Origin of the sequence: Rheinheimera sp. SA_1 (genome assembly GCF_001669775.1) — a bacterium.
Lineage (GTDB): Bacteria > Pseudomonadota > Gammaproteobacteria > Enterobacterales > Alteromonadaceae > Pararheinheimera.
In genome coordinates this window covers 1,272,874-1,298,483 of record NZ_LXWK01000011.1, presented here as the reverse complement: position 1 = coordinate 1,298,483, position 25,610 = coordinate 1,272,874, and the positions used below count along the sequence as shown (strand labels likewise).

The window sequence follows — 25,610 nt, the reverse complement described above, 5'->3', positions numbered from 1 at the left end:
CGCAATCAGTATTTGCTGATCGCAGTTTTGTTTTTTAACACAAGAGAATGATTTGACAAGTTTTATTATGTGAAGCTTTCGCGGCTGGAGGCCTGCGCTTGAAAATCTGCCTGAATTAAGGTATTCCATTTCTGGTTACCCAACGCTGGCCGTTGCGCTGTATGATGTTGTATGAGGCGGTGCTGCTTTAGCGAGATTTTAAAAGGGGGAGTCAGTGATAGCTTGGTTACTACAGTGGTTTGAATATCCGGCGGATCCTCTTTTGTTAACGGGTACTTATAATACTGGTTTGGTGGTGTTGTCGTTTTTTATCGCAGTGCTGGCATCGGCGATGGCGATTCAAATCACCAGCCAGGCGGTGGGGGTGCAGCATAAATCGGTGCGGCTGTTGATGCTCGGCAGCGGCAGTGTGGCGCTAGGCGGTGGTGTCTGGTCGATGCATTTTATCGGGATGCTGGCGTTTGCCCTTTGTACCGATGTCAGTTATCAATCCGGTTTAACATTTTTCTCAATGCTGCCCAGTGTGGCGGCTTCCTGGGTGGCGCTGGATCTGATCAGTAAAAAACGGTTGCCGCTGTCGCAACTGTTACTCGGTGGCTTGTTAGTGGGGGCCGGTATTGGCACCATGCATTATACCGGCATGGCAGCTATGCAAATGTCGGCGGCGCTGCGGTATGACTTACCCATGTTTTTGTTATCGATTCTGGTGGCGGTGGTGCTGGCGATTCTGGCGCTGTGGGTTCGTTTTGGCTTACGGCGGTTTAATCTGGCGCCACATTGGCTGACGTTGCTCAGCAGTCTGGTGATGGGCGGCGCTATTACGGGGATGCATTACACCGGCATGACCGCAGCGCGTTTTGTACCACCGCCTGGTTTTGTGCCGAACGAGCAGGCTGGTGAAATGCCGCTGGTGCTGGCGATGGCAATCAGCATCATTACGCTGATGATTTGTGGCCTGGTGCTGGCGGTGAATCTGCTGCTGAAATACCGTGTTGCCAGTAGCAGGGCCCGCACCAATGAAAGCCGTCTCAAAGCGATGATGGACACTGCGGTCGACGGTATTGTGACCATCAACGCCCATGGTTTGATCCTCAGTATGAATAAAGCTGCTGAGCATATCTTCGGTTGGCAACAGGACGAATTACTTGGCAAAAATGTCAATGTACTGACCCCGGATGCCATTCGTCCGGATCACGATTCTTACCTCAATAATTACCTGCAAACCGGTACCGCGAAAATTATCGGCATTGGCCGTGATGTCGAAGCTGTGCATAAGCAGGGGCATGCCGTGCCGGTGCGGCTGGCCATTGGCCATGTGAAGTTGCCGAATGAACATTTGTTTGTGGCCTTTATTACCGATCTCAGTGTCAGACGACAAATGGAGCAGGATTTAAAAGATAACGAAGCCAAATTCCGCTCGCTGATCGGCAATATTCCAGGCGCTGCCTATCGCTGCCTGTACAACGAGTGCTGGGATATGGTGTTTCTGAGTGACGCCATCGAAGGTATTTCCGGTTATCCGGCCAGCGACTTTATGTTGCCCCAACCAAAACGGCGCTGGATGGAGATCATACATCCAGACGATAAAGCGCAGGTGCAGGCGATGGAAATGTTTCAGCAAAGTTTTCAGCTGGAATACCGGATCGTTCATCGGGATGGCTCTATTCGCTGGGTGCTGGAACAAGGTGAGGCTATCCGCAGCACCGCCGGTGATATTCTGTGGCTGGACGGTTTTATGATGGACATCAGCCAGCGTAAACAGATGGAAACCGATCTGGTCGAAGCCAAAGATAAAGCCGAGCTGGCAGCGGAAGCGCGATCGGCCTTTTTGGCCAATATGAGCCATGAAATCCGCACGCCGATGAACGCCATTATTGGTTTCAGTGATTTGTTGCTGACTTCCGACCTCGCCGCCGAGCAGAAAAAACATCTGGCGACTATTCATAGTTCCGCCCATTCGCTGCTGCATTTACTAAACGATATTCTGGACAGCGCCAAGCTGGAAAAAGGCAAGCTGGAACTGGAACAGCAGGATTTTTCGCTGCCAGCGGTGCTGGATGCGGTGGTGTCGACCCTTTGGATCCAGGCGCGCAAAAAGCAGTTGGACTTGCGGCTGGAACTAGACCCAACCCTGGGGGAATTTTACTTTGGTGCGCCGGACCGGTTACGCCAGGTGCTGACCAATCTGATTGGCAACGCCATTAAGTTTACCGAGCGCGGTTGTGTGTTGGTGCAGGTGTCGCTACAGGCGTCACCTTCGCAAGCCGCTCAACAGCTACATTTCAGCATTAAAGACACCGGCATTGGCATCGCTGCCGATCGGCTCGGGCAGATTTTTGAGGCTTTTACCCAAGCCGACGCTTCGATGAGCCGGCGTTTTGGTGGCACTGGTCTTGGCACGACCATCAGCAAACAGTTGGTCGAACTGATGGGCGGGCAGATTTCGGTGCAAAGCGTGGAAGGTGAAGGTAGTTGTTTCAGTTTTAGCTTACCGCTGGCCACCGGCAAAGCCACCACCACCGCGCTGCAGGGTTATTATCCGTCGTTACCGCCGTTGAAAGTATTGATTGCTGATGATATTCCGCAAAATCTTGAGTTGCTAAGGTTGTTATTGGAGCGGGCTGGCCATCAGGTAACATCTGCCACTGATGGTTTGGAAGCATTAAAATGGCTGCAACAGCAGCATATTGCGCAACCACAATCGCAATTTGATTTGGTGCTGATGGATATTCAGATGCCGAATCTGGATGGCTTGCAAGCCTGTCGGCAAATCCGGCAGCTCGAGTTGGAACACCACAAAAACCAGTTGCCGATTATTGCCTTAACCGCCAGTGTGCTGGATGAAGATAAACAGGCAGCCAAAGAAGCCGGCATGCAGGGTTTTGCCAGTAAGCCTATTGATTTCAGTGCTTTATGTTTCGAAATCGCCAAAGTGCTGCAGCTGGAAGTGCGCGCGCCATTAACCAGCGCGGTTGGAGAGTCCGGCGTCGGCGCGGCTAGCGGTACAGGTACTGACGAACAACTGCTGAATCTGCCCAAAGCCTTACAACTGTGGGGTAATCTGGCCACATATTTACCGGCGTTGCAGCAGTTTTTAGCGCAGCAGGAAGGTATCTGGCAGCAGTTGTTACAGCAGTTACAACAAGGCGATTTCTATTCAGTGCAGCAGCAGGCACATGCGGTGAAAGGCGCCGGGGCTAATCTGGCACTGGAGCAACTCACCAAAGTTTGTGCTGAATTAGAGCAAGCTGCCCGCCAGCAGCAGTTGGATCGGTGCCAGCAACTGCTGGAAAAAATTCTGCAGTGCTGGCCCAAATTTGTCGCGCATTGCCAGCAACTTATCCAGGACCAACCGGAAGCAAACAGTCTGCAGCCAGAACAAATGAGCTTGTCAGCGCTGGCGGAATTGCTGGCAATACTGCAACAATCGGCGGCCAGAAATGAATTTGACGACGAGCGCATGGCGGTATTGGCGCAGTACAGCGGACAGTATCAGCCACAAATTCTGCAGCTGTTAGACGCGCTGAACGATTTTGATTTTCAGTCGGCACAGCAGCAATTACTGTTGCTACAACAACAGCTTCATCAACGACAGCAAGACGGAGACCACTGATGAACACCGAAAACCCTGTGTTATTGCTGGTTGATGACGAGCCCACGAACTTGCGGGTGCTGCGCACTGTGTTGCAGGACCAGTACCGGCTACTGTTTGCCAAAAGTGGTGAAGAAGCATTGCAGCTAATTACACAAGAGCACCCTGATTTGATCCTGCTGGATGTGATGATGCCGGGATTGACCGGTTTTGACGTCTGTACCCGCTTAAAAGCCGATGCCACCACCAAGGCGATTCCGGTGATATTTGTCACGGCGCTGAAAGACGAAATTGACGAAGCCCGTGGTTTTGCGGTTGGCGCTGTGGATTACATCACTAAACCGATCAGTCCGGCGGTGGTTAAAGCGCGGGTGAAAACCCATTTGTCGCTAGTGCAGGCGGAAGAGTTAAAACAAACCAGGTTGCAGGTAATCCAACGCCTCGGCCGTGCTGCCGAATATAAAGATAACGAAACCGGCCTGCATATTCTGCGGATGAGTCATTATGCGCAAGTGCTGGCGCTGGCTGCTGGTTTTAGTGCCCAACATGCGGAAAATTTGCTGCACGCCGCGCCGATGCACGATATCGGCAAAATTGGCATCGCCGACCATATCCTGTTAAAACCCGGCAAACTGACCGCTGAAGAATACCAGGAGATGCAAAAACATCCGCTGATCGGCGCCGAAATTATTGGCGATTGTGAATCGGTGTTGTTAAAAATGGCCAAAACCGTGGCCTTGTATCATCACGAAAAATGGGACGGCAGCGGTTATCCACATGGCCTGGCCGGTGAAACGATCCCGGTTGAAGCTAGAATAGTCGCACTTTGCGATGTATTTGATGCGCTTACCAGTACCAGACCCTACAAAAAAGCCTGGACTGTACCCGATACGCTTGATTATATCCGCCAACAAAAAGGCCTGCATTTTGAACCGCGGTTGGTGGATTTACTGGAACAACAACTGCCACAAATTCTGGAAATTAAAGAGCGTTGGGCGGAGTAATATCTGTTGTAGTCGTCATAGCTGGCAATCATACCCCTAAAAAAATTGGTGCGTAGCAAGGTCGCTGCGCAGGAGTCCTGATGAAAATTACCTTGTTTTTGTGGTTCGTTCTGGGCCTGCACCTTTTAGCTTTTCCAGCAACTGCCGACGATTATTTCCCACCCGCCGGGCAGTGGCAGAGTGCGACGCCACAAAGCCTTGGCGTCGATGCCGACAAACTGGCTGCAGCGGTGGCTTATGCCATCGCCAGTGAAAATAAAGCACCTAAAGATCAAGCGATTGTGCAGGCGACCACCTTTGGTGCGCGCGAACCCTATGATCAAATTATCGGGCCGATGTCAGTGCGCGCACCCGCCAACGGGCTGATTATTTATCGCGGCAAGCTGCTTGCCGAGTGGGGCGATACCCAGAGTGTTGATATGACACACAGTATCAGCAAAACTTTTTTAACTACGGTGACCGGGCTGGCGCTGGATGATGGTTTGATCCAAAGCAGTAACGATTTAGTCGGGCCTTATCTGCCGTCCGACAATACCTTTATTGGTGCTCCGTTATTTGCCAGCGAGCATAACCGGCAAATTCGCTGGGAGCATTTGCTGCGCCAGACCAGCGACTGGCAAGGGACGTTGTGGGGCAAGCCAGACTGGGCCGACCGGCCGGAAGGTGAGCCAAAAGACTGGCCGAATCGACCGTTGCGCAAACCCGGTTCGTATTACAAATACAATGATGTGCGGGTGAACCTACTGGCGCTCGCCACCACTTATGTCTGGCGAAAACCTTTGCCGGTGGTACTAAACGAGCGGATTATGCAGCCAATTGGCGCGAGTTCCAGCTGGCGCTGGGTTGGCTACGACAATAGCTGGATCGAGCTTGATGGCCAGAAAATTCAAGCGGTGTCCGGCGGTGGTCATTGGGGCGGCGGTATGTTCCTCAATGCCTGGGATTTAGCCCGTTTTGGTTATTTGTTTTTGCGCGATGGCAACTGGCAAGGCAAGCAATTGATCAGCAAAGAATTTATCGCCAAAGCCCGTAGCGGCGGTCTGGCCAAAGCCGATTACGGCTACGCTAACTGGTTTTTAAATCCCGGTCGCAAGGCATTGCCTGCTGCGCCGGAATCGGCGATTACCTTCCAGGGCGCCGGTCGTAATATTGTGTATCTGGACCGACAAAATGATCTGTTGCTGGTTGCACGCTGGATTGGCAACGGTGATGAGCTTAATCTGCTGGTAGAGAAAACACTGGCGGCCTTGCCGGCAACAAAACCATAGTGGACATCGCTGGCGGTTGAAATCAATAGCCGCCGGCCAGTTAGAATTTTTTGTGCGGTTGTTTCACTTTCAGTTATTGTACCGTTCAGTACAATAGTGGTAAGCTGCTCCTTTCTGTTCCCATAGGAAGTCAGCCATGTCCGATATTTTATCTTTATTATCCTGGCGTTATGCCGCTAAAAAAATGGATCCAGCCAAAGTAGTGCCAGAAAACAAACTGGCAACCATTCTGGAATCTATCCGCTTAAGTGCCAGTTCCAGCGGTTTGCAGCCATACCAGGTGTTAGTTATCACCGATCCACAAATCAAAGCACAAATTCGTCCGGTATCCTGGGGCCAAAGTCAGGTCACCGATTGTTCGCACTTGTTGGTATTCGCTGCCTGGGATAATTACAGCGCCGAGCGCATCAATATGATGTTTGATTTGGTTAACGAGCAACGTGGTTTGAAAAATGAAGGTTGGGAAGCGTACCGGCAGCAGCTGCTGAGTATTTACCCTCAACGCACACCGGAAGAGAACTTCCAGCATGCCGCCCGTCAGGCTTATATCGGCCTTGGCAGTGCGCTGATCACCGCTGCCGCCGAAGGTGTCGACAGCACACCAATGGAAGGGTTTGAACCAGAAAAAGTTGATGCTATCCTGAATTTGTCGGCACTGGGCCTGCGTTCAGTCTTGTTGCTGCCATTAGGCTACCGCGCCAGCGAAGGCGACTGGTTAGTCAACCTGGCGAAAGTACGTCGCAGCACTGAAGATTTTGTGATTCGCCGCTAATCTACCCAATAGTGCATGATGGCTGCATGGTTCTCAAGCGAACCAGCAGCCTGACTTCTCCTGGCAGGAGGCCTTGTGAAAAACGATTACCGCATCCCAAAACTCATTTTTGCCAAAGTGTATCCAATGTACGTGCAAAAAGCCGAGCGTAAAAATCGTACACGCGACGAGGTGGATCAGCTGATTTGCTGGTTGACGGGTTATAGTCCGGCCGACTTAGCGCAGCAAATAACCCAAGAACACGACTTCGAAACCTTTTTTGCCGAAGCACCCGCTATTCATCCCCATAGTACGTTGATTAAAGGCACCATTTGCGGCATTCGGGTGGAAGATATCGAAGATCCGTTGGTGCAAAAAGTGCGGTATCTGGATAAATTGATTGATGAATTGGCCAAGGGTAAAGCTTTAGCAAAGATTATGCGTTGATCCTGTCGATTCATCTGTCGTTATACCGCCCATCGACGGAAAAATGCTCCCGGCATTTTCGTTATACCGTCCGTCCCTGGACATAAAAAGTCCGCCGAAGCGGACTTGTCATTGTTCAGCAACACTGGACGAAAATACTTCGCCTGAGTTTGATACTTAGTACACCACCTTGGTTTCCAACGCTTTTTTCCCTTCCAGCTCGCGGGTGCGGCGTTCTTTTTCTGTTTCCAGATCAAGACGTTGTTGTTGCACTTCAGAAGGAGCTGTTGGCATTGGTTTACGTGGCAGCTTTTTATCGGCCATCGCTGCTTCGTACAGGAAGCCCGCCATAATCACCGACGCCTGCTTTAAATCGTCTTCAATCACGTGATCAATCGAATCGATGTGGGTGTGGTGCAGGCGGGTGCTGTAATCCAGTGGATCCTGAATAAACTGGAAGCCAGGTAAACCGACGTCATCGAAGGATTCGTGGTCGGTGCCGCCAGTCGATAATGGCGAAATAGTGCCGGTGCTTAAGTCGCTGTACGGGCCAAACCAGTCGGAAAGCATCGGTTTGGCGGCAATGTTGCCTTCGGTATAGATGCCACGGAAGCGGCCGCTGCCGTTGTCCATGTTAAAGTACACCGACAGTTTGTCGTAGGCTGCTTTTGGCTGAATTGGCCAGCCCGGGCTTGACCACAAATAGCGTGGCAGCGCTTTTTCGGCCGGATCTTTGGGTTCAGGCCGGGTGGCAAAAAACTCGTCGACATAAGCGCGCGAGCCATATAAACCTTGCTCTTCACCGGACCACAACGCAATCCGGATGGTGCGTTTTGGCTTCACATTCAGTTTGGATAAAATCCGTACCGCTTCCATCGCCACGGCCACACCGGCGCCGTTATCGACCGCACCATCGCTGGCATGCCATGAATCGAGGTGGCCACCGACCATCACCACTTCAGCGTTTTTGTCGGTTCCCGGAATTTCGGCGATAGTGTTGTACGATTTCATATCATCGTCGTGGAAGCGGGCTTTAATATCCAAATCCAGTTTTGGTTGTTCTTTGCGATCCAGCATCCGGGTCAGCAGGCTGTAATCTTCCTGTTCGATGATGATGGCCGGAACCGGAAAGGTTTCGCCTTGTTTGTGCGACTTCCCAAACACCCGCACCAAACCGCCCTGACGGCTGCTGCGGTAAATAACGCCGGCTACTTGTTCTTTTTCTAAAAACGCACTTAACGCCTGATTAAACTTGTAACTTTGCATCCGGCTATCGCGCAGGGCATTGGTCATAAACGACTGATAACTGGCGCGGGCGCCTGGTTCATAGTCTTTTAAATCGCCGAGGGTTTTTGCACTTAATCGTTCAAATATTACTGTTTTTGGTGGTTCGATTTTTAAATCTTCACCCATCAACAGAATTTTGCCTTTTAATTTACCGGCGTATTGCGCTAAATCGCTGACAGTGTTGACGTCAAACATCATCACATCGCCGCTGACCACGCCGTTGGTGCCGGGGGTCCAGGCCACCGGAATACCGTGCAGCGATTGCTGACGTGGTCCAGCTAAGGTAATGCTGGCGGATTCGCTGCTCCAGCCACGACCAAATTCAAACGGATGCAGCTGGCCGTTTTTCAGACCCCAGTCTTGTAACTGTTTGAGTGTCCAGTGATTCGCTTTCACCATTTGCGGTGATGCGGTCAACCTGGGGCCAATGTTGTCGGTCAGATGCTCTAAAGTGTGCATCACTTGCGACTGGTGAAAACCTTCATGGCGAATTTTATTCGCCATGTCCAAATCGGCCGCAGCCATTGCTACAGGCGAACATAACAGAGCGGGAACAAGCAAACGCTTCATAACTGACATTTCCTGGGGTTGATGTTTTTTTGTTTTTCGTCTAAGTCTGGTGCTTGCTGCTGATCCGCCTGAATGCAAATTCCGGCAGCAATTCAGCCAGCATTGACCAGCTTGGCATTATTTTCGATTCCAGCAGTAAAACAGCCACCTCATAAAGGCAACAGCTTTGCGGCCGATGTCAGCGTTGCGTCGATATTCTGTGAAAAATGGGTAAATATAGCGAGGTATCAAATTGCGGTGCACCTGACATGGTGAGTGAAGCCCTAAGATCCATTTGCTGTTCCACAGTAGGGCGCGACTCGCCGCGTCAGCGGTAGTCCGCCATCAGGTCAGAAACTCATCCGGATAATGGCGCGCGTGTACTCAAACATGTGAGAGATTTGACTCAGAAGTGGAGCGGGTGATGGGAATCGAACCCACGGCACGAGCTTGGGAAGCTCGGGTATTACCATTATACGACACCCGCAATGGCGCTTAAGGTACTGAGTTGGCTGAACACTGTCAATCAGATTTCCAACTGGATCAGCGGCTTCCGGCTGCCGGCAAACTAGCGAAGTAGGCCGCGAGATTGGCAATATCTTCATCCGATAACGGCTTGGCCAGTGGCGACATGATACTGTTTTTGCGGCTACCGCTGCGATAAGCCACTAACTGCGTACTAAGATACAACTCTTTTTGCCCGGCCAGGTTCGGCGTTTGGGGTGTGATACCGATGCCATCTTTGCCATGACAAGCCTGGCATTGTATTGCGGCCAATTTTCCGGCCTGGATATCGGCTTCGGCGGTACAGCCAAAAGTTAATATGGCCGACAGCACGACTAGCAACGATGATATTGGATATTGCTTAGTTTTTAATGTGCAGTGTACTGAGAGTTTTGATGTAAAGGGTTGTTTGAGCATTGGTTTTCCATGCAGTTGCACAATTCCAATCTCCAGTAAGCCAAAGTAACAGCAGGCTGGCAAGACAAAAATCATCCGTATCTGGTGCAATCAAAAGCTCTGTGCTTGGCAGAAGGTTGCGGCATGTTACAGTAGCATCCAGCACAAACTGCATCACCTGGTAATGTAATTATGACCCCAGAAAACCACTTGGTAGCTACTTTATCTGCACCTTCTTTATCAACAACTTCGCTGCCAGAGGCTGCTGTTATTCTGGCGAAACGCCGCAAGCTAGGCCAACCAGGGCCGTTGTTAGCAGAAACGCTGCGTCCACAATCACTCAATGACGCTTTTGCGCTGCAACAACAGGTTGCGCTGGAGATGGCCGAGCCAATAGCCGGCTGGAAATGTTTGTTACCGACGCCGGATAAAATAGTGGTGGCGCCAATGTATCAGTCGACGGTGGGTCGCGTTGATCACAATACTGTTGATATTCAACAGTGTACGTTATGGCCTTCGACAGTTCCTGCATCGAAGGGTTTAGCCCGGGTGGAACCTGAGCTGGCTTTTGTGCTGGCCCAAGATTTACCACCAAGACTCGAGCCTTATAGCGATGCGGAAATAGATGCCGCGATTGGCGCAACGCATCTGGCACTGGAGCTGATCCAAAGTCGCTTTAGCCATGATAGCGGCGCCGGTTTTTTTGATCAGCTAGCGGATGGCCTGTTTAATCAGGGCTTGTTTTTGGGGCCGGAAATGCTGCCAGCGCCTGGCTTTAACGGTGAGCAGTTTTTGCTGCAACTAACCTTCGCTGATGGTCGGGTGCAACACCTTAGCGCCATGCATCCAAACCAACAGCCGCGCGCTGGTTTGTACTGGCTGGTAAACTTTTTGTCGGCCAACAATATCAAGTTACTGGCCGGTCAGGCGGTAATCACCGGCTCTTACGCCGGGGTGCTGGATCTGCCGTTTGACGAGGATATTCAGTTCCAATACGGCGACTGGGGTCAATTCAGGCTGCGGTTTGTTACCAAAACATCGTAAGATGACATCATCTTGTGGTTATTTTGGGAAGCTTGATGGATTTTTTACCACAACATGGTTTGAACATGACGCCGTTATTATCGTTTGGCGTGTTGTTAGTCGTGGGGGCGCTGGGTGGTTATCTGGCGCATCGCTGGTCCTGGTTGCCGAGTATTACCGGTTTTATGCTGGTTGGTTTATTGGTCGGGCCAAGTGGTTTAGGTTTGCTGGAATACGACACCTTAAAAGAAGCGCGTATTCTGGTCGATATTGCGCTGGCGCTGATTTTATACCGGCTTGGCTCCTCCCTCGATTTACGGTTTATCCGCCGTTCACCACGCATTGTGGCAGTCGCCATCATTGAGTCCGTGTTAACTTTCTGCGCGGTGTTTGCACTCTGTTATTTTTTAGGTTTTTCGGCGCTGATTGCCGCCGTCATTGGTGCGATTTTAATTTCTTCGTCGCCTGCGGTACTACTGCACGTGGCGCATGAAGTTGGTGCCAAAGGTCCGGTCACTGAATCGGCTAAAACGCTGGTGGCGCTGAATAATTTGTTGTCTTTTCTGGTGTTTGCACTGGTGATCCCGGCGATGCTGGTGCATGAAAATGCCAGTTGGCAACAGGTAATTTTGCAACCTCTGTATCTGCTGCTGGGCTCTGGTTTACTCGGGGTGGTGATAGGTTTGGGGCTGCATTTTGTGATCAGCCGCACCGCCAAAGCCGAGCAATATAAACTGGCGCTGGTGGTTGGTGCGCTGATGCTGACGCTCGGCCTCGCCCAACAATTGCAGCTGTCGATGTTGTTCGCGCCGTTGATTGTGGGCATTGTGGTACGCAGTGTCGAACAGGATGTGGTGGTGTCGGCGATGGAATTTGGCAGCGCTTTTGAGCTGTTTTTTATCGTGCTCTTTGTATTTGCTGGTGCCAGTTTGCATTTGGCAGAACTGATTGAGTATGCACCGGTGATCCTGGCTTTGGTACTGACGCGATCCCTGGTAAAAGTGGTGGCGGTAAGTGTGTCGTTGCGCCTCGGTCTGCAGCCCTGGCGACAGGCATCGGCGACTGGTTTACTGCTTATTCCAATGGCCGGTCTGGCGATTGGCTTAGTACAAACCAGCGGCAAACTGGTACCCGAGCAGGCAACGATTATTGCGGCTGTGGTATTAGGTGCTGTGACTTTGTTTGAAACTCTCGGCCCGCCCATTGCCGCTTTTGCCTTTGGTTTGGCCGGTGAAGCCGCGGCCAGCACCCCAGTGCGCAAAGTAAGCCCATGGCGGTTAAAACATGAAGTGCAGGTGGATGTGTCGGCCTTGGTGGCTCAAGAGCCGGATGATGCAGCAGTTGCAGAAACCAGCACTGAAACAGCCGAAACCGGCAAACGCCGATTCCGGTTATGGCCCTTTGCCGGTAAAGCCTGATTGTTAATATCGGGGTCAGAGTCAATTGTTAACAGAATCTGTTAACAATTGACTCTGACCCCGAATTATTAGCTATAACCGGCCGATGTCGTACATGTTGTAGATTAGGCCGGTTGCGCCAAGGATAAAGCCTATAGCGGCACCAATCAAACCGCCGATTCTATTTTTACAGTGGCGTCGGGCAAGTGCGGGATCTTGCCGGGCTTCTTCTGCCAGCCTTGGACCAATCAGTTTCGCCACGCGTAAATTGAAGAAGACCAATCCGATTAACAATAACGCAAAAGCCCCTAATGGCCCCCAAGCGCTACTGGTCATTTCATAACCCAGCGTCAACAACACTCCTGAAAATACCACCCAGGCGATGGTTTGATTGCGGATCCGCCGCAGCGCCACACGTTCAGGTTCATCCTTGGCGTTTTTAAGGACTGCCTGCATGCCAAAATAAACGCCGGCGATGCCCGCCAGTGCGCCAATCATCGCGCCGCTGAGCAGCAATCCCAATTTACCCAGCCAACTGACATTGGCAGTACTACTACCAGAAGCGGCAAAGGCGGCTCCGGCAGCTGCTGCGGGCGGACTTGCCGTCACCAGCAGCGACGCCAGCATGGTGCTAAAACCAATGCCCGGTGCGGTGCTCAGCAGTAAGTTGCCATAACGGCTGAGCAGTTGGTCTTTTAACAACTCCCGCACTCTGGACAGTTTTTTACGGACATTGGCGTCAGATAACCCCAGTAATTCCGCTACTTGCTGGCTGGACTGTTCTTCGCGGTAATACAGCAGCACGATTTCGCGGCTATCTTCCGGCAGACCATCAATCAAGCTTTGGATCAGCAGGTTTTGCTGATCCCGTTGTAAATTGTCGGCCACTTCAGCCGTCGGATCGGCAAACTGCGCCAGCAACAACTCAGCTTCTTCGCCAACCACCTGTTGATTGACTCGGTTATCGCGTAAGTAGTTGTAAGCGCGATAGCGGGTGATTTGCCGCACCCAAGGCAGAAAACTGGCCGGCTCGCGCAAAGTGCCCAGCTGTTGCCAGACATGAATAAATACTTGCTGCGCAACTTCTTCGCTGGCGTCTAAGTCTTTGACAATCGCTAGCGCAATGCCGGTCACAGTCTGGCGGCAGCGCTGGATCAACCGCTCGAACGATGGGATATCACCAGCACTGGCTTTAGTCACATCCGGGATCAGCTGTTGTTCAATCAGGGTCAACATGTTATTTCTCCGCCAGGAACTGGTTGATTTGATTCAATAACCATACGGGTTCATCCCACATCATAAAGTGCCGTGATTGCCAGTTGAATACAAGGGTTGCCTGCGGAATTTTGTTAATTTGTTGTTTGTATAATGCTTCAACCGCCGGACGCATCGCTTCGCTTGGTAATGCACCACCGGCACCCAGTTGTAAAACCGGTTGGGTGATATTGCCAACTTTATCGCGTAAATCGGTCGACAATAGTTCATAAATCGCCTGGCCGACCGCCTTTGGATCAGACTGCGCTCCCATTTGCTGGACACGTTCGCGGGTGGCAGTTTCGCGCGCCTGGATTTCCATGCCTTGTTGCATCGTTGCCGCCAGTTGCGCGGGTTGCATCTGTGCATAAAAATTGCGGATGCCCTCGGCCTGGGCTTTCATGCTGGCGACGGTGGAGTTCGAATCGCGGGTAAATACCGGCGCCAGAAACGGCAGGCCATCCACTGCGATAATTTTGCCGATTGTGTCTGGTGCACTGCTGGCTAAATCGTAGGCCAGAAATGCGCCGAGGCTATGACCGATAATGGCCGGGCGTTGCAGTTTTTCGGTTTTGATATAGTCCAGAAGTTCAGTTTTCACCACTGGTAACAACGCACCTTCAATAGCGGGTTGTCCGGCGAAACCAGCGATGCTGACCAGATGCAGTTGATGAGTTTTACTCAGTTCCGAGGCGGTTTGTTGCCAGACCCGGCGGTCCGACATTAACCCCGGGATCATAATCACCGGGCTGCCTGTGCCCTGAACTTCCACGGTAAAGCTGGTCGCTGCCTCACTGCTACTGGACAGGCTCGCCATAATCCCGACGAAAACTGCAATCAACGTTGATTTGCCGGTTGAGCATTTGCAAGATACCTGACTGAACATGATGGTTTCCTTGATTATTTAAGCTGCATTTTGCAGGGTTCAGAACCAAGACACGCTGGAGCGGGCGGATGTGACAACTATTTTCAGATTTTTTTAGCAGGATTTGCCAGCAGCATTTTTAGTGGCCGAGTTTTTCTTTTATGCGACAGGTGTCGCACATTTTACTTGACCAAGGCGCGACATTTGTCGCACCCTATAACTAAAGGAAATATCAAAGGAAAAAAATAGTGAAATTCTGGATAGCTGGGTTGGCCTTGCTGAGCCTGAGTCTGAGCGCAAACGAACAATTTCCGGCTTATGAACTGCCGAATACCCAGGTGCATCAGTTGCCGGCGCAAAAAAATGGTCGCCAATATGAAGTCTGGGTTGATTTGCCAGCTTCGTATGGCAGTTCAACCCGTCCGTTTCCGGTACTGTTGGTGACGGATGCCAATTATGCATTCCCGCTGATCCGCAGTATTCGCAACCGGCTTGGCGCTGGCGGGCAAAATATTGAAGACTTTGTGCTGGTTGGTTTGTCCTATGCCAAAGGAGATAGTCCAACCGACAGCCGCAGCCTTGATTACACCCCAATCCCAGTGTCGGCGCAGCAAAGAACCACTGATAATTTCAGTGCCAAAGCTTATGGTGGCGGGGCTTTATACGCCGACTATTTGCGGACACAAGTAATCCCTTTTCTGCTGAAAAATTACCGCATCGACGCCAAACGTAAACTCTTTGTCGGCCATTCGTATGGTGGATTATTGGGCGCACAGATTTTGCTGACGCAGCCTGATACTTTTGATACTTATATTCTCAGCAGTCCGTCGTTTTGGTTTTCCGACAAATATATGCTGAAACTAGCCGCGCAAGTGACCTCAAGAAAAAAAGATCTAACTGCAAGGGTACAGTTATATGCCGCTGAATTTGAACAGATTAAGCCAGGCCCCAGATATGCCAGCAAGGTGAGCATTGTTGCCGATATGCAATTGTTTGAACAACAACTGAAAAAGCCAGCTTATCCTGGTCTACAAATCCACAGCCAGGTCATCGCCGACGAAGATCATTTATCAGTGTTTCCGTCGATGATTAGCCGGGCATTGGTGAAGTTGCTACCTGGCTACGGGCCTTATACCGCCGGGTGAATGCCTTGGTACAGCATGCTCTAGCGAAAAGCTTAATTTTGTTCTGACTCCAGTAATTTCAGAAGTCGCGCTTTGCGGGCTACATAAACCTCATGGCCATCGTAGCCTTCCTTCGATAATGCGAGGGCTTTGTTGACCTGTTCCAGTGACGCCTGGTACATCTTATTTTGCTCATAACCAAATGCCAGGCCGTTGTAAGCGTCAGGTTGTTCGGGATGAAGCGTGATGCCGTATTTAAAAATGTTGATAGCTTCATCGAGGTTGCCACTATTGACGAACTGGTAACCCAGTTCCCGAATGACCGGTTCTGGCGGTGGCGTTGCCTCACCATATTGCTTTGATAACCTTTGGTAATAATCGCCGATAGAACTAGGGTCGCCGTTGTAGGCGCGAAACGGCATCTGCAGCGGCAAGAATAGATTCTGGTAAGCATTAAATATCCCGGCAACTGACGTGAGCGCATGGGGGACATTGGCAAATTCATCACTAACGAACCTTAAGCCTTTTGGCGTGTTGGACGCAATGAAGTTGTGCATGTCGTCATAGCGTTCCCGCATCAAGCCACTTTCTTCACCGATGTTCATATAAAGATAGCTGTTTAAGTTTTTTGTTTTCGATACAAAGGCTTTGGTGCTTTTGGCCGTAGCCCCAAAATCCCACCATACGGCCGGACTATAAGCGATATGCGCCTGAAATAATTCTGGTTCGGTTTGTAGTGCATAAAGCACAAACACACCAGCAGCAGATGCGCCGGCAATAACTTTGAAATCATGCGTACGATACTTGTGTTCCACAAACGGCATCAGCTCGCTTTTGATAAAATTTAAGAACTTCGGCGCTCCACCGCCGATGCCGACCGGGCCAATCGGTTCCTGATTGACAGTTGGGTACAGATCTCTCATTCGGTCGGTATTTTCAATCGCCACAATAATCACTTCAGGCGCGGCGTTTGCTTCCTGCAAGCGCGCTAACACGTTGGTCATCAGCGGTAAATTTTCTTTGCCATCAAGGCGGTAGATCACCGGATAGGTCTTGTTCGGTGTTGCAGCGTAGCTCTTGGGTAGTTGGACTGTGATGGTTCTTTTTTCATTAAGCACTTTTGAATTAATGATCTCGGTCTGTAATTTGTACTCTGTTGCAACACTTTGCGCTGGTTGCGCTACTGCAGTTGATGTTGCGGCGATAAAGACTACAACCGCAGTAATATGCTTGAATATATTGCTTTTTTTCATTATTAATTCACATAAATTACTCAATTTTCCCAAGTTAGCGCATGTTGCACTTGTTGTAAATACCAGGTTTACTTGAACCATTGGTGGATGTCGCTGCGCTTATCCACCCTACAATCCACCCTACAATCCACCCTATGAAAATGAATTAAAATCAGCTTTTTGTTTGCACCCTTTCAAAAAAACATTGGGCTTTGACTGGCGTCTGGCCGTATGGTGAAGCAGGTATTTCAAACCATCACAGGTTTAAGCATGACCACAGAAAAAGGCAGTAAAGTTCCCACTAGCCGACTGGCGCGCTTTGGCGGTCTGGCTAGCTTGGTTGGTCGGGTTGCCGGCGGGATGCTAGCCGAGGGTGCACGGCAGTTGGCGCAAGGGCAAAAGCCGGGCTTGCAGCAAATGCTGTTGACCCCAGCCAATGCACAGCGGGTGGCGACGCAGCTGTCGCAAATGCGTGGTGCGGCGATGAAGTTAGGTCAGCTGTTGTCGATGGATGCCGGAGATTTATTGCCACCGGCGTTAACGGCGATTTTGTCGCAACTGCGCGCCAACGCCAGCCCGATGTTACCGGCGCAGTTGGCTGCATTGCTGCAACAACAATGGGGCCCACAGTGGCAGCGCAATTTTAGTCACTTTGCCTTTTCACCCATGGCAGCGGCGTCCATCGGCCAGGTGCATCAGGCCAATCATGATGATGGTAGTGCGCTGGCGGTGAAAATTCAGTATCCCGGCATTGCTACCAGCATCGACAGTGATATCGACAATGTGGCGACATTATTGCGGTTAAGCGGTTTATTGCCGGAAGGCATCGCGCTGCAACCGCTGTTGACAGAAGCCAAACAACAACTGCACAAAGAAGCCGATTACCAACAGGAAGCCGCTTATTTGCAACGTTATCGCCAGCTTTTGGCCGACGATCCCAACTTTTTGTTGCCCACTGTGTACCCCGAACTTTCTACCCGACAGATCCTGACCATGGGTTTTGTCGAAGGTGTGCCGGTGGAAGACTTGCTTTCGCAGCCGCAGGCATTGCGGGATCGGGTGATGTCGTTGTTATTCCTGCTGTTATTTAAAGAAATCTTTGAGTTTCGCCTGGTGCAAACCGATCCGAATTTTGCCAATTACCGTTTTAATGTGCAAACCGGCCAGCTGGTGTTGCTCGATTTTGGCGCTTGCCGCGATTATTCCGCCGCTATCAGTCAGGGTTATCGGTTGTTATTTCAGGCGTTGTTGCAAAATAACGCCGAGCTGCAGTTGCAGGCGTTGCAGCAGATTGGTTATTTCAGTGCGATAGATATTGCCCCGGCTCAACTGCAGGCGGTAATGGCGCTGGTCAGTCTGGCCGCGGAGCCTTTGCAACAGCAGGGTGCTTACGATTTTGCTACTTCCGATCTGGCGAGTCGGATGCGGGAAGCCGGTATGCAGTTGTCGCAGCAACTACAGAATTGGCACACGCCGCCGGTCGATGCGTTGTTTTTACACCGCAAAATGGCCGGGTTGTTTTTATTGGCGAAAACGCTCAAAGCGCGGGTTGATGTTCGAACCTTGTTGCTGCCTTTTATCGACACCTCCATCTAAGCAGGTTGTTCTGTATTTTCTCAGGCTCAGATCTCTGCTCGGGCCGCTTTTTTATGTCAATTGCGAAATAAAAGACATCTAAATGGCTGAAAGTCTATTTTGTCGGTGTTTTTGTAATCTATCAGTGTTGAGTACCAAGCAAGAACAGGCTAGGGTGGTTTAAAAATAAGCAAAAAGCAGCCCGAAACAACACAGAGCAATCATTTTTCCCTCAATCCTTGATGTTACAGGTAGGCGACGAGTAAGTGAGTCCCCAGGAGCATAGTTGTCCTATGTGACTGGGGTGAACGAGCGAAGACAACACCCCTGTAACTTCAAGGATGACGGGAAAAAACAGAGGAATGAGATATGTCGCAATATGCTGCTTTAAGGGCCAACGTCGGCCTGCTCGGCACACAACTGGGTGATACGGTCCGCAATCAGCTTGGACCGGCGGTGCTGGAACGGATTGAACAAATTCGCCAGTTGGCAAAACAAGCGCGCCAGGGCACTGATGCTGAGCATCAACAGCTCAAGCAAATTCTGGCCGGGTTAACCGACGATGAAATTCTGCCGGTGGCGCGGGCGTTTTCACAGTTTCTGAACCTCGCCAATTTGGCCGAGCAACATCACACCATCAGCAAGGCTGGCCACAGTGCTATTGAAAAGCCGGAGCCGCTGGCTGAATTATTAACGCTGCTGAAGACCCAGAATGTTGATGTGGCGAAAACCCGGCAGGCGGTGGCCGATCTGTCGATTGAGCTGGTGTTGACTGCGCATCCAACCGAAGTGACCCGGCGTACCCTAATTTATAAACTGACGCAGATTGCCGATTGTCTTGGCGAATTAGAGCAGGATTTAAGCCCGTTGCAGCGCAGTAAAATTGAATTACGGCTCAGCGATTTAATTACCCAGGCCTGGAATACCAACGAAATCCGCGTACAACGGCCAACGCCGATCGACGAGGCAAAATCTGGTTTTGCGGTGATTGAAACCTCGTTATGGCAAGCCATTCCGGAATTTATCCGCGAACTTGATACCGCATTAAAACCGGTGTTAGGCGCAGGTTTGCCGCTAAATGCTGCGCCCATTCGTTTTTCCAGTTGGATGGGCGGCGATCGCGATGGGAACCCTTTTGTCACCGCTAAAGTCACCCGCCAGGTGTTGCTGCTCAGTCGCTGGAAAGCTGCTGATTTATTTAATCGCGATTTAGAAGTACTGGGCAACGAAATGTCGATGAGCCCGGCCAATGCTGCTTTGCAAGCCGCTGCCGGTGATTCCGGCGAGCCGTATCGTGAAGTGCTGAAGCAGCTGAAAAATAAACTGGTGTATACCCGCGACTGGCTGGGCGAAGCGCTGAAACATGATCGGTTGCAAAAACCGGACGATTTGTTGTGGTACAACGCGCAGCTGCTGGAGCCGCTATTGCTCTGTTATCAGTCGCTGCTTGATTGCAAAATGGAAGTGATCGCCAACGGTCATCTGCTCGATACCATCCGCCGGGCCTATGCCTTTGGACTGACCTTATTAAAACTGGATGTGCGGCAGGAATCTGGCCGCCATGCGCAAGTATTCAGTGAGTTCACCAAATATCTGGGACTTGGCGACTATGCACAGTGGGACGAAGGCGCGCGCCAGGCGTTTTTACTGAATGAGTTGAGTAGCAAACGACCGTTATTTCCGAAAAACTGGCAGCCCAGCGCCGAAGTACAGGAAGTGCTGGATACCTGTGACATTGTGGCCCGGCATGGCAGCGAAGCCTTATCGACCTACGTGATTTCGATGGCGGGTCAGCCGTCGGATGTGCTGGCGGTGCAGTTACTGCTCAAAGATGCCGGTATCAGTTTCCCGATGCGCGTAGCCCCATTGTTTGAAACCCTGGCCGATTTAACCAATGCCCCCAATTGCATCAGCAAGTTGCTGGCGATTGACTGGTACCGCGGTTATATCCAGGGCAAACAAGAAGTGATGATCGGCTATTCCGATTCGGCCAAAGACGCCGGCGCTATTGCCGCGGGCTGGGCGCAGTACAGTGCGCAGGAAGCCTTGGTGGCAATTTGTCAGCAGGCCAAAGTGCAGCTTACGCTGTTTCATGGCCGTGGCGGTACTATTGGCCGTGGTGGTGGTCCGGCGCATGCTGCAATTTTATCGCAGCCGCCGGGATCATTAGCCGGTGGTCTGCGGGTGACTGAACAAGGCGAGATGATCCGCTTTAAGTTTGGTTTGTCGCAGCTTGCACAGCGCTCACTAGCGCTGTACGCCTCGGCGGTGCTGGAAGGGGTGTTGTTACCACCACCAGTGCCAAAAGCCGAGTGGCGTGAATTGATGCAGCAACTGGCGACAGATTCCTGTGAAGCCTACCGCGCTATCGTGCGGCATCACCCTGATTTTGTGCGTTATTTCCGGGCAGCAACACCAGAGCTGGAACTGGGGCAATTGCCGCTTGGTAGCCGTCCGCCAAAACGCAATCCGAATGGCGGCGTTGAAAGCTTACGGGCTATTCCGTGGATTTTCGCCTGGTCACAAAACCGGCTGATGTTACCGGCCTGGCTTGGTGCCGGCGCGGCACTTGCCACTGCAGTGGCGCAGGGCAAAACCGACCTTATTCATCAAATGCGGGCGCAGTGGCCATTTTTCGCCACCCGCTTGTCGATGCTGGAAATGGTCTACCTGAAAGCTGATGCGCAAATTGCTGAATACTATGATGAAAAACTGGTACCGGCCGAGTTACAACATTTAGGGGTAACTTTGCGTGCGCAACTGGCCGCTGATAGTGCTTTGTTGCTGCAATTGATTGATGCTCAGGATTTTATGGCCAAAGAAAGCTGGATCAGAGAATCCATTATGCTGCGCAACACTTATGTCGACCCGCTGCATATTCTGCAGGTGGAATTGTTAAACCGGGTGCGGCATGCACCGGAAACGGTGAATGACAATATCAAACGTGCCTTGATGGTAACCATTGCCGGTATTGCGGCGGGGATGCGTAATTCGGGTTGATGGGCGAGGACATGGAGATACCTGCGGGATGAGCTGTTGCAGCTGATCCCGCAGCAATTTCAGTTAGCCGTTAGAGTTTAAACTCTTTATTGCCATGTTTTTTAGCAAACAGTCGTAACGGCACATCGTTGCAACTGACATCGTTATAAAACTGGGCCGGTTTTTTCAGAGTATTTTGCAACGAAGCAAAAGCCTCATTCGAGGTAGCGGCCGCGACGCAAATTTCAGTTTCAACATTTTCCATTTTTTTGTCAAAAGCAAAAACGGCCACTTTGGTCGAGTTTTCTCCTGCACTTTGTTTAAATTTTTTCGCGAATTTTTCCAGGCTCAGACCATTACAGGTAAAATTCGCCAATTCTGCTTCGCCAAATTTGTACTGCAATGCTTTTTGTTTTAGTTCGGCGTCCGAAGTGGCCGCTGCAATGCAGATTTCAGAGAAAATCGAGGCATCGGCGTTCACTAATTGGGTTTCTTGTGCAAGGACAGGGAAGGTGAAAATGCTGCAGATCAACAAGGTAGTCAGTTTTTTCATAAAGTCGCCTTATAGAGGTAAAAACAAGCGCCGAAGCGCGACTGTTTAACTGTAGTAGAGCGTTGTAAGTTGTAAAGTAATGGCGAATATTAGCTGGAACCGCTTTTTAGCAAACCCAGTTCAATGACCTTTTTCAGCAATTGGGTGGCGTTATTGACCTGCAGTTTACGCATCATATTTTCGCGATGTTTGTCGGTAGTTTTTGGCGATAAATTCAGTTGGTGCGCAATCTCATTGTTCGAGAAGCCGTCATAAATCAGCTTTAGGATCTGAAATTCCCGTGGCGTCAGTTCCAGCTGATTGTCGGCCACTTTTTCCAGCACCTCCGGCGCCATAAAGCGGCGACCAGCTTTAATTTCATCAATGGCGTGGCGTAAAATTCCGGCGCTGCCGTCTTTGAGCAATACCGCGTCGGCACCGGCGGTTTGCAGTTGTTGCAGCAATAAACCCGAGTGACTGCCGGTCAGGGCGATGATTTTAAGCATTGGATAACGTTGCTTTAAGTAGCTGATTTCAGCACTGGTATCGCCGCCTGGCATATGATAATCGAGGATTAGCAGGTCGGGCTGCAGCTGCTTTACCCGTTCCCGCAGCTCTGTTAGATTATCCAGCGCGGCTATCAGTTCGACATCCGAATATCCGGCAAGCAGCATGGCCAGGCCATCGCGGAAAATGGCGTGATCATCAGCAATAATCAAACGCAGGATAGAAGGTGTTGCAGTCAGGTCTGAAGTCATGTGTAAACTCATGCTGAATAAACTGGCCTCGTTTGGTCGGTTGCTGCTGGTCATGTTGCTGCTTGCAGCGAGTCTATTACCAGTCAATGCCGCAGTACCAACTGGTTGTGTGGTGACCCCTCAGACCACGATGCTGCAACTGACGGCTTGTCAGCTGCCGCTTTCCAGCGTCGCAGCCAAGGGCGATGTGGCGTCCGCCTTGTTGCAGCAAGTCACTGATGGTCGACAAGAGCTTTATCAGTTGCACAGCGACCAACCCATCGCAGCTGTGTTATGGCTCGGCGTGCCAGATGTCTTTCGGCTCGAAGTCTACCAACTATTTCAGGGGCAACCGCAGTTATTACTACAACTGCATGATGATAGTCCATTCTCGGCCCGGGCTACCGGTACCGCCCGCTTACAAGTGCCATTGCAACTGGCTGCCGGTGAACATCAGATAGTACTGAAATATTATATTCATGCCAATGGCCGGCTGCAGCCGCATTTGTATAGCCCGCAAGCGCTGCAAAGTGCCCAAACCCGGCAACATTTACTCAATGGCCTATTGCTGGGTGGAATGTTGACCATGTTGCTGGTGATCCTGCTGTATGGCAGTGTCGCCGAAAGCAGCAGTTATCTGGCGTATTGTGGTCTGGTGTTGGCGCAGGTGCTGATGTTGCCACAATTTGAAGGTTATTATTTTCAGTGGTTATGGCCGGATGCGCCCTGGTGGAATGTGCAAGCGCCGGTCTGGTTTGCCAGTCTGGCGTTGTTTAGTCATGGCGTGTTTGCCCTGACTTTTTTCCAGCTACCGCAGCGGTATCCGCGGTTATACCGGTTGCATCTGGCGCTGTTTTTACTGATTGCGCTTAATCTGTTGTTACTGCCAAACCAGCTACAAATCCATGGGCTAGCGCTAGTAGCCCTGGGATATACCTTGTTGGGGCTGACCACGGCGGTAAGAGGGTTTGTGGATCGCTTACCCGGCGCTGTGTTGTATTTGGCCGGCACGGCGGCGCTGATGTTATTTAGTGCGATTATGCTTTCGCTTGGGGTCATCGGGCTGAATCCAATTCCGGCTATCGACTTCTTTGACTATCCCAAATTTGGCTTTGTGCTGGAAACCGCATTTTTTTCGGCGGCATTGGTCAGCCGGGTGCGGCAATTCCGGCAACAGCAAGCCGAGCAACGGCTGCGTCGTCTGGCTGAAGCTGATGAGCTACTGCTGGCCGAACGGCAAAAAACCGAAGCACAGCAATTGGCGCAGCAAAGTTCGTTGCGACTAGCCAGTGCCAGTCATGATATTTCACAACCTTTGGCATCCTTACGTTTTGCCATTGAAACGTTACGCAGCCGGGGCGACGAAGCGCCGTTAGCCGATCATATCGACCGCACTTTAAGTTACGCCCAAACCTTATTAAAAGATCTGATTGCCGATTGTCAGTTGCAACAGCCAACCCCGGACGAAATCTGGGCCGGGCAGTTGTTTCATCAGGTGGTGGCCGATTATCAGCAAACTGCCCGCCAAAAAGGCTTGCAGCTGGGTTACATCGACAGCAGTTTCCAATTGCACGGCTCGTATCTGGTGCTGAACCGGCTGTTGCACAATCTGGTGGGCAACGCCGTGCGTTACACTCAACAAGGCCGGGTGTTGGTCGGATTGCGTCGGCGCAACGGCGGGGTGGAAATTCAGGTGCTGGATACCGGCCCCGGTTTATTACCGGCGCAAATTTCGCAGTTACAACAACCTTTTACCCAAGGCCAGCAACAGGGAGCGCCGCATGCAAATACCGAAGCGCGGCAAGGTTTTGGTCTGGGCTTATATATTGTGAAGTCATTGTGCGAGCAACATCAGCTGGAACTGCGTGTGCGCTCGACTTTGCATCGGGGAAGTTGTTTTTCGATTTGGGTACCGGAGCAGACTTTGTAAGTGGTAGTTTGTTTTACCTTTGGGGAGTTCCAGACCCGGTGGTAAAGTTTCGGTGCTATTTTATAGCTATCATTTTAGGTAGTGGTGAATATAGATGAGCAACAATGGCAATTAATCTAAATGGATGTACTGCAAGAACATCAGAAATGCGTCAGTGGCTGATGCCACTCATCTTTGTGATCACTTTTTTGTTTTTGCTCTGGTTGCCGTTCTTACTTTTACCCAAAGGATTGTACTGGCTGCTGGCCGCAATCTTGTTATTGCCATTGATACCGATACTTGAAAGCCTTTTGTTATCGCCAGCATATGCAGTTACTGGCCGCTTTACATATTACTCTCCGCTGCTTTTTGCAACAAAGTCGACGCAAGGTCTGGATTTGCATTTAGGTACCCTATATGACTATTTAACTCACCTACGGTGGAGTGAGCGGGGTATTCGGGCAGAAAGACATGCAATGCGATTGATGTTACAGGGGTTATTGAACATTTGCGACGCGGTGAGTGAAGGTAGATTAAGTGAAGAAACTGAAATTACTGCAACCTCATATTTTTTTAGTAACAGTTCCGTAGAACGATTAGGCTTTACGCCGGGTGATGCGCCTTCAGGGATAAAATTAAATTTGGCAATGGTATTTCTCAGCCTTGCTTTAAGGTTGAGTTTTATTAAAGGTCGTTGGTCTGTGCCCAATCTCGCACGGATTCGGCGAGTTCATACCACTGCAGGTCAGCTGTTTCAGCACCAATCTCGGATTGTTAAAATGCTCGCCCGCTTACAGAGAGCAAATGGCATTGCTGATGTTGATTGTACGACAAGGGTGTCAAACGCGTCCTCTAGGTCAAGTCTTCTGTGATAACTTGACCCTAAGGTTTTGTACGCGCTAAAGCGGCGTTGTTGGAGTTATCAATTAAGTTTGCATCACGCACATTCCAGTCATTCATCGCAAGCTGGACTTTCTGCGCCGTGCCCTATGAATCAGCCAGTTCAAGCAAGGTGTCAATTCCAGAAACTTCAGTTGTCGTTTTTCAAAAAATTCGCGATAAGAACTCAGGAAAATGAGTCCGCAATCAATAAAACAATCAACAACATCATCCGGCGTACTGGCGCTTTGCGACCTGTATCGCTCTATGCCGGTTTGAAAACGCCCAGCGGGTACAATCGATAAGGCCCATCTCTCCCTCCAATTA

The 25,610-nt window shown here is 50.8% G+C and carries 19 protein-coding genes and 1 tRNA gene; 12 read left to right on the top strand and 8 right to left on the bottom strand.

Annotated elements, in window-relative coordinates; all coding sequences use genetic code 11:
* The first annotated feature begins 214 nt into the window (after nt 1–214).
* The 5 genes from A5320_RS06400 to A5320_RS06380 all read left to right on the top strand — a co-directional run bounded on the left by A5320_RS06400 (nt 215) and on the right by A5320_RS06380 (nt 7,062).
* The gene (locus tag A5320_RS06400; RefSeq protein ID WP_068062374.1) at nt 215–3,613 is read left to right on the top strand and encodes an MHYT domain-containing protein; all 3,399 of its coding nucleotides are present in this window, start codon (nt 215–217) and stop codon (nt 3,611–3,613) included.
* Nucleotides 3,613–4,596, top strand: coding sequence for a response regulator (locus tag A5320_RS06395; protein WP_197490001.1), 984 nt, complete (start codon nt 3,613–3,615; stop codon nt 4,594–4,596). The genes A5320_RS06400 and A5320_RS06395 overlap by 1 nt, the downstream gene beginning before the upstream one ends.
* A gap of 80 nt (nt 4,597–4,676) precedes the next feature.
* Nucleotides 4,677–5,864: a serine hydrolase domain-containing protein gene (locus A5320_RS06390; protein ID WP_068062369.1), complete on the top strand. Its 1,188-nt coding sequence runs from the start codon at nt 4,677–4,679 to the stop codon at nt 5,862–5,864.
* A gap of 136 nt (nt 5,865–6,000) precedes the next feature.
* Nucleotides 6,001–6,636 (top strand): NAD(P)H-dependent oxidoreductase, encoded by a 636-nt coding sequence (locus A5320_RS06385; protein ID WP_068062366.1) that lies wholly within the window; start codon nt 6,001–6,003, stop codon nt 6,634–6,636.
* Between the two features lie 75 nt (nt 6,637–6,711).
* Nucleotides 6,712–7,062 carry a DUF2200 domain-containing protein gene (locus A5320_RS06380; protein ID WP_231916661.1) on the top strand — a complete coding sequence of 117 codons (351 nt, stop codon included), beginning with the start codon at nt 6,712–6,714 and terminating at the stop codon, nt 7,060–7,062.
* A 156-nt stretch (nt 7,063–7,218) separates the two neighbouring features.
* Here the strand turns inward: A5320_RS06380 and A5320_RS06375 are convergent, their stop codons facing one another.
* From A5320_RS06375 to A5320_RS06360, 3 genes are all read right to left on the bottom strand, one after another.
* Nucleotides 7,219–8,898 (bottom strand): M20/M25/M40 family metallo-hydrolase, encoded by a 1,680-nt coding sequence (locus A5320_RS06375; RefSeq protein ID WP_068062361.1) that lies wholly within the window; start codon nt 8,896–8,898, stop codon nt 7,219–7,221.
* A gap of 392 nt (nt 8,899–9,290) precedes the next feature.
* Nucleotides 9,291–9,364 (bottom strand) — tRNA-Gly (locus A5320_RS06365).
* Nucleotides 9,365–9,420: 56 nt separating this feature from the next.
* A complete protein-coding gene (locus A5320_RS06360; protein ID WP_068063057.1) occupies nt 9,421–9,798 on the bottom strand; it encodes a c-type cytochrome in 378 nt (125 codons plus the stop codon).
* Nucleotides 9,799–9,969: 171 nt separating this feature from the next.
* On the opposite strand from A5320_RS06360, the gene A5320_RS06355 reads away from it, so the two are divergent.
* Nucleotides 9,970–10,821, top strand: a complete 852-nt coding sequence (locus tag A5320_RS06355; protein ID WP_157605672.1) for a hydratase — start codon at nt 9,970–9,972, stop codon at nt 10,819–10,821.
* A gap of 35 nt (nt 10,822–10,856) precedes the next feature.
* Nucleotides 10,857–12,218: a cation:proton antiporter gene (locus tag A5320_RS06350; protein ID WP_068062355.1), complete on the top strand. Its 1,362-nt coding sequence runs from the start codon at nt 10,857–10,859 to the stop codon at nt 12,216–12,218.
* Nucleotides 12,219–12,290: 72 nt separating this feature from the next.
* Here the strand turns inward: A5320_RS06350 and A5320_RS06345 are convergent, their stop codons facing one another.
* Nucleotides 12,291–13,433, bottom strand: a complete 1,143-nt coding sequence (locus A5320_RS06345) for an RNA polymerase sigma factor (protein WP_068062353.1) — start codon at nt 13,431–13,433, stop codon at nt 12,291–12,293.
* Between the two features lies 1 nt (nt 13,434).
* Complete coding sequence (locus tag A5320_RS06340; RefSeq protein ID WP_068062350.1) at nt 13,435–14,337, bottom strand: alpha/beta fold hydrolase; 903 nt, start codon at nt 14,335–14,337, stop codon at nt 13,435–13,437.
* 227 nt (nt 14,338–14,564) lie between these two features.
* Here A5320_RS06340 and A5320_RS06335 point away from each other — a divergent pair, with 227 nt between their 5' ends.
* Nucleotides 14,565–15,461, top strand: a complete 897-nt coding sequence (locus tag A5320_RS06335) for an alpha/beta hydrolase (RefSeq protein ID WP_068062342.1) — start codon at nt 14,565–14,567, stop codon at nt 15,459–15,461.
* A gap of 32 nt (nt 15,462–15,493) precedes the next feature.
* On the opposite strand, the gene A5320_RS06330 is transcribed toward A5320_RS06335, so the two are convergent.
* Entirely contained in the window at nt 15,494–16,693 is a 1,200-nt protein-coding gene (locus tag A5320_RS06330) for an alpha/beta hydrolase-fold protein (RefSeq protein ID WP_068062339.1), read from the bottom strand.
* A gap of 249 nt (nt 16,694–16,942) precedes the next feature.
* Here A5320_RS06330 and A5320_RS06325 point away from each other — a divergent pair, with 249 nt between their 5' ends.
* Entirely contained in the window at nt 16,943–18,268 is a 1,326-nt protein-coding gene (locus A5320_RS06325; protein ID WP_068063054.1) for an ABC1 kinase family protein, read from the top strand.
* Between the two features lie 348 nt (nt 18,269–18,616).
* Complete coding sequence (gene ppc / locus A5320_RS06320; RefSeq protein ID WP_068062337.1) at nt 18,617–21,247, top strand: phosphoenolpyruvate carboxylase; 2,631 nt, start codon at nt 18,617–18,619, stop codon at nt 21,245–21,247.
* A gap of 70 nt (nt 21,248–21,317) precedes the next feature.
* On the opposite strand, the gene A5320_RS06315 is transcribed toward ppc, so the two are convergent.
* Nucleotides 21,318–21,779: a hypothetical protein gene (locus A5320_RS06315; protein WP_068062334.1), complete on the bottom strand. Its 462-nt coding sequence runs from the start codon at nt 21,777–21,779 to the stop codon at nt 21,318–21,320.
* Nucleotides 21,780–21,868: 89 nt separating this feature from the next.
* Entirely contained in the window at nt 21,869–22,516 is a 648-nt protein-coding gene (locus A5320_RS21900) for a LuxR C-terminal-related transcriptional regulator (RefSeq protein WP_197490000.1), read from the bottom strand.
* On the opposite strand from A5320_RS21900, the gene A5320_RS06305 reads away from it, so the two are divergent.
* Both A5320_RS06305 and A5320_RS06300 read left to right on the top strand, forming a co-directional pair.
* Nucleotides 22,515–24,425, top strand: a complete 1,911-nt coding sequence (locus A5320_RS06305; protein ID WP_082971562.1) for a sensor histidine kinase — start codon at nt 22,515–22,517, stop codon at nt 24,423–24,425. The genes A5320_RS21900 and A5320_RS06305 overlap by 2 nt on opposite strands.
* A gap of 104 nt (nt 24,426–24,529) precedes the next feature.
* A complete protein-coding gene (locus A5320_RS06300; RefSeq protein ID WP_157605668.1) occupies nt 24,530–25,276 on the top strand; it encodes a hypothetical protein in 747 nt (248 codons plus the stop codon).
* Nucleotides 25,277–25,610 lie beyond the last annotated feature (334 nt).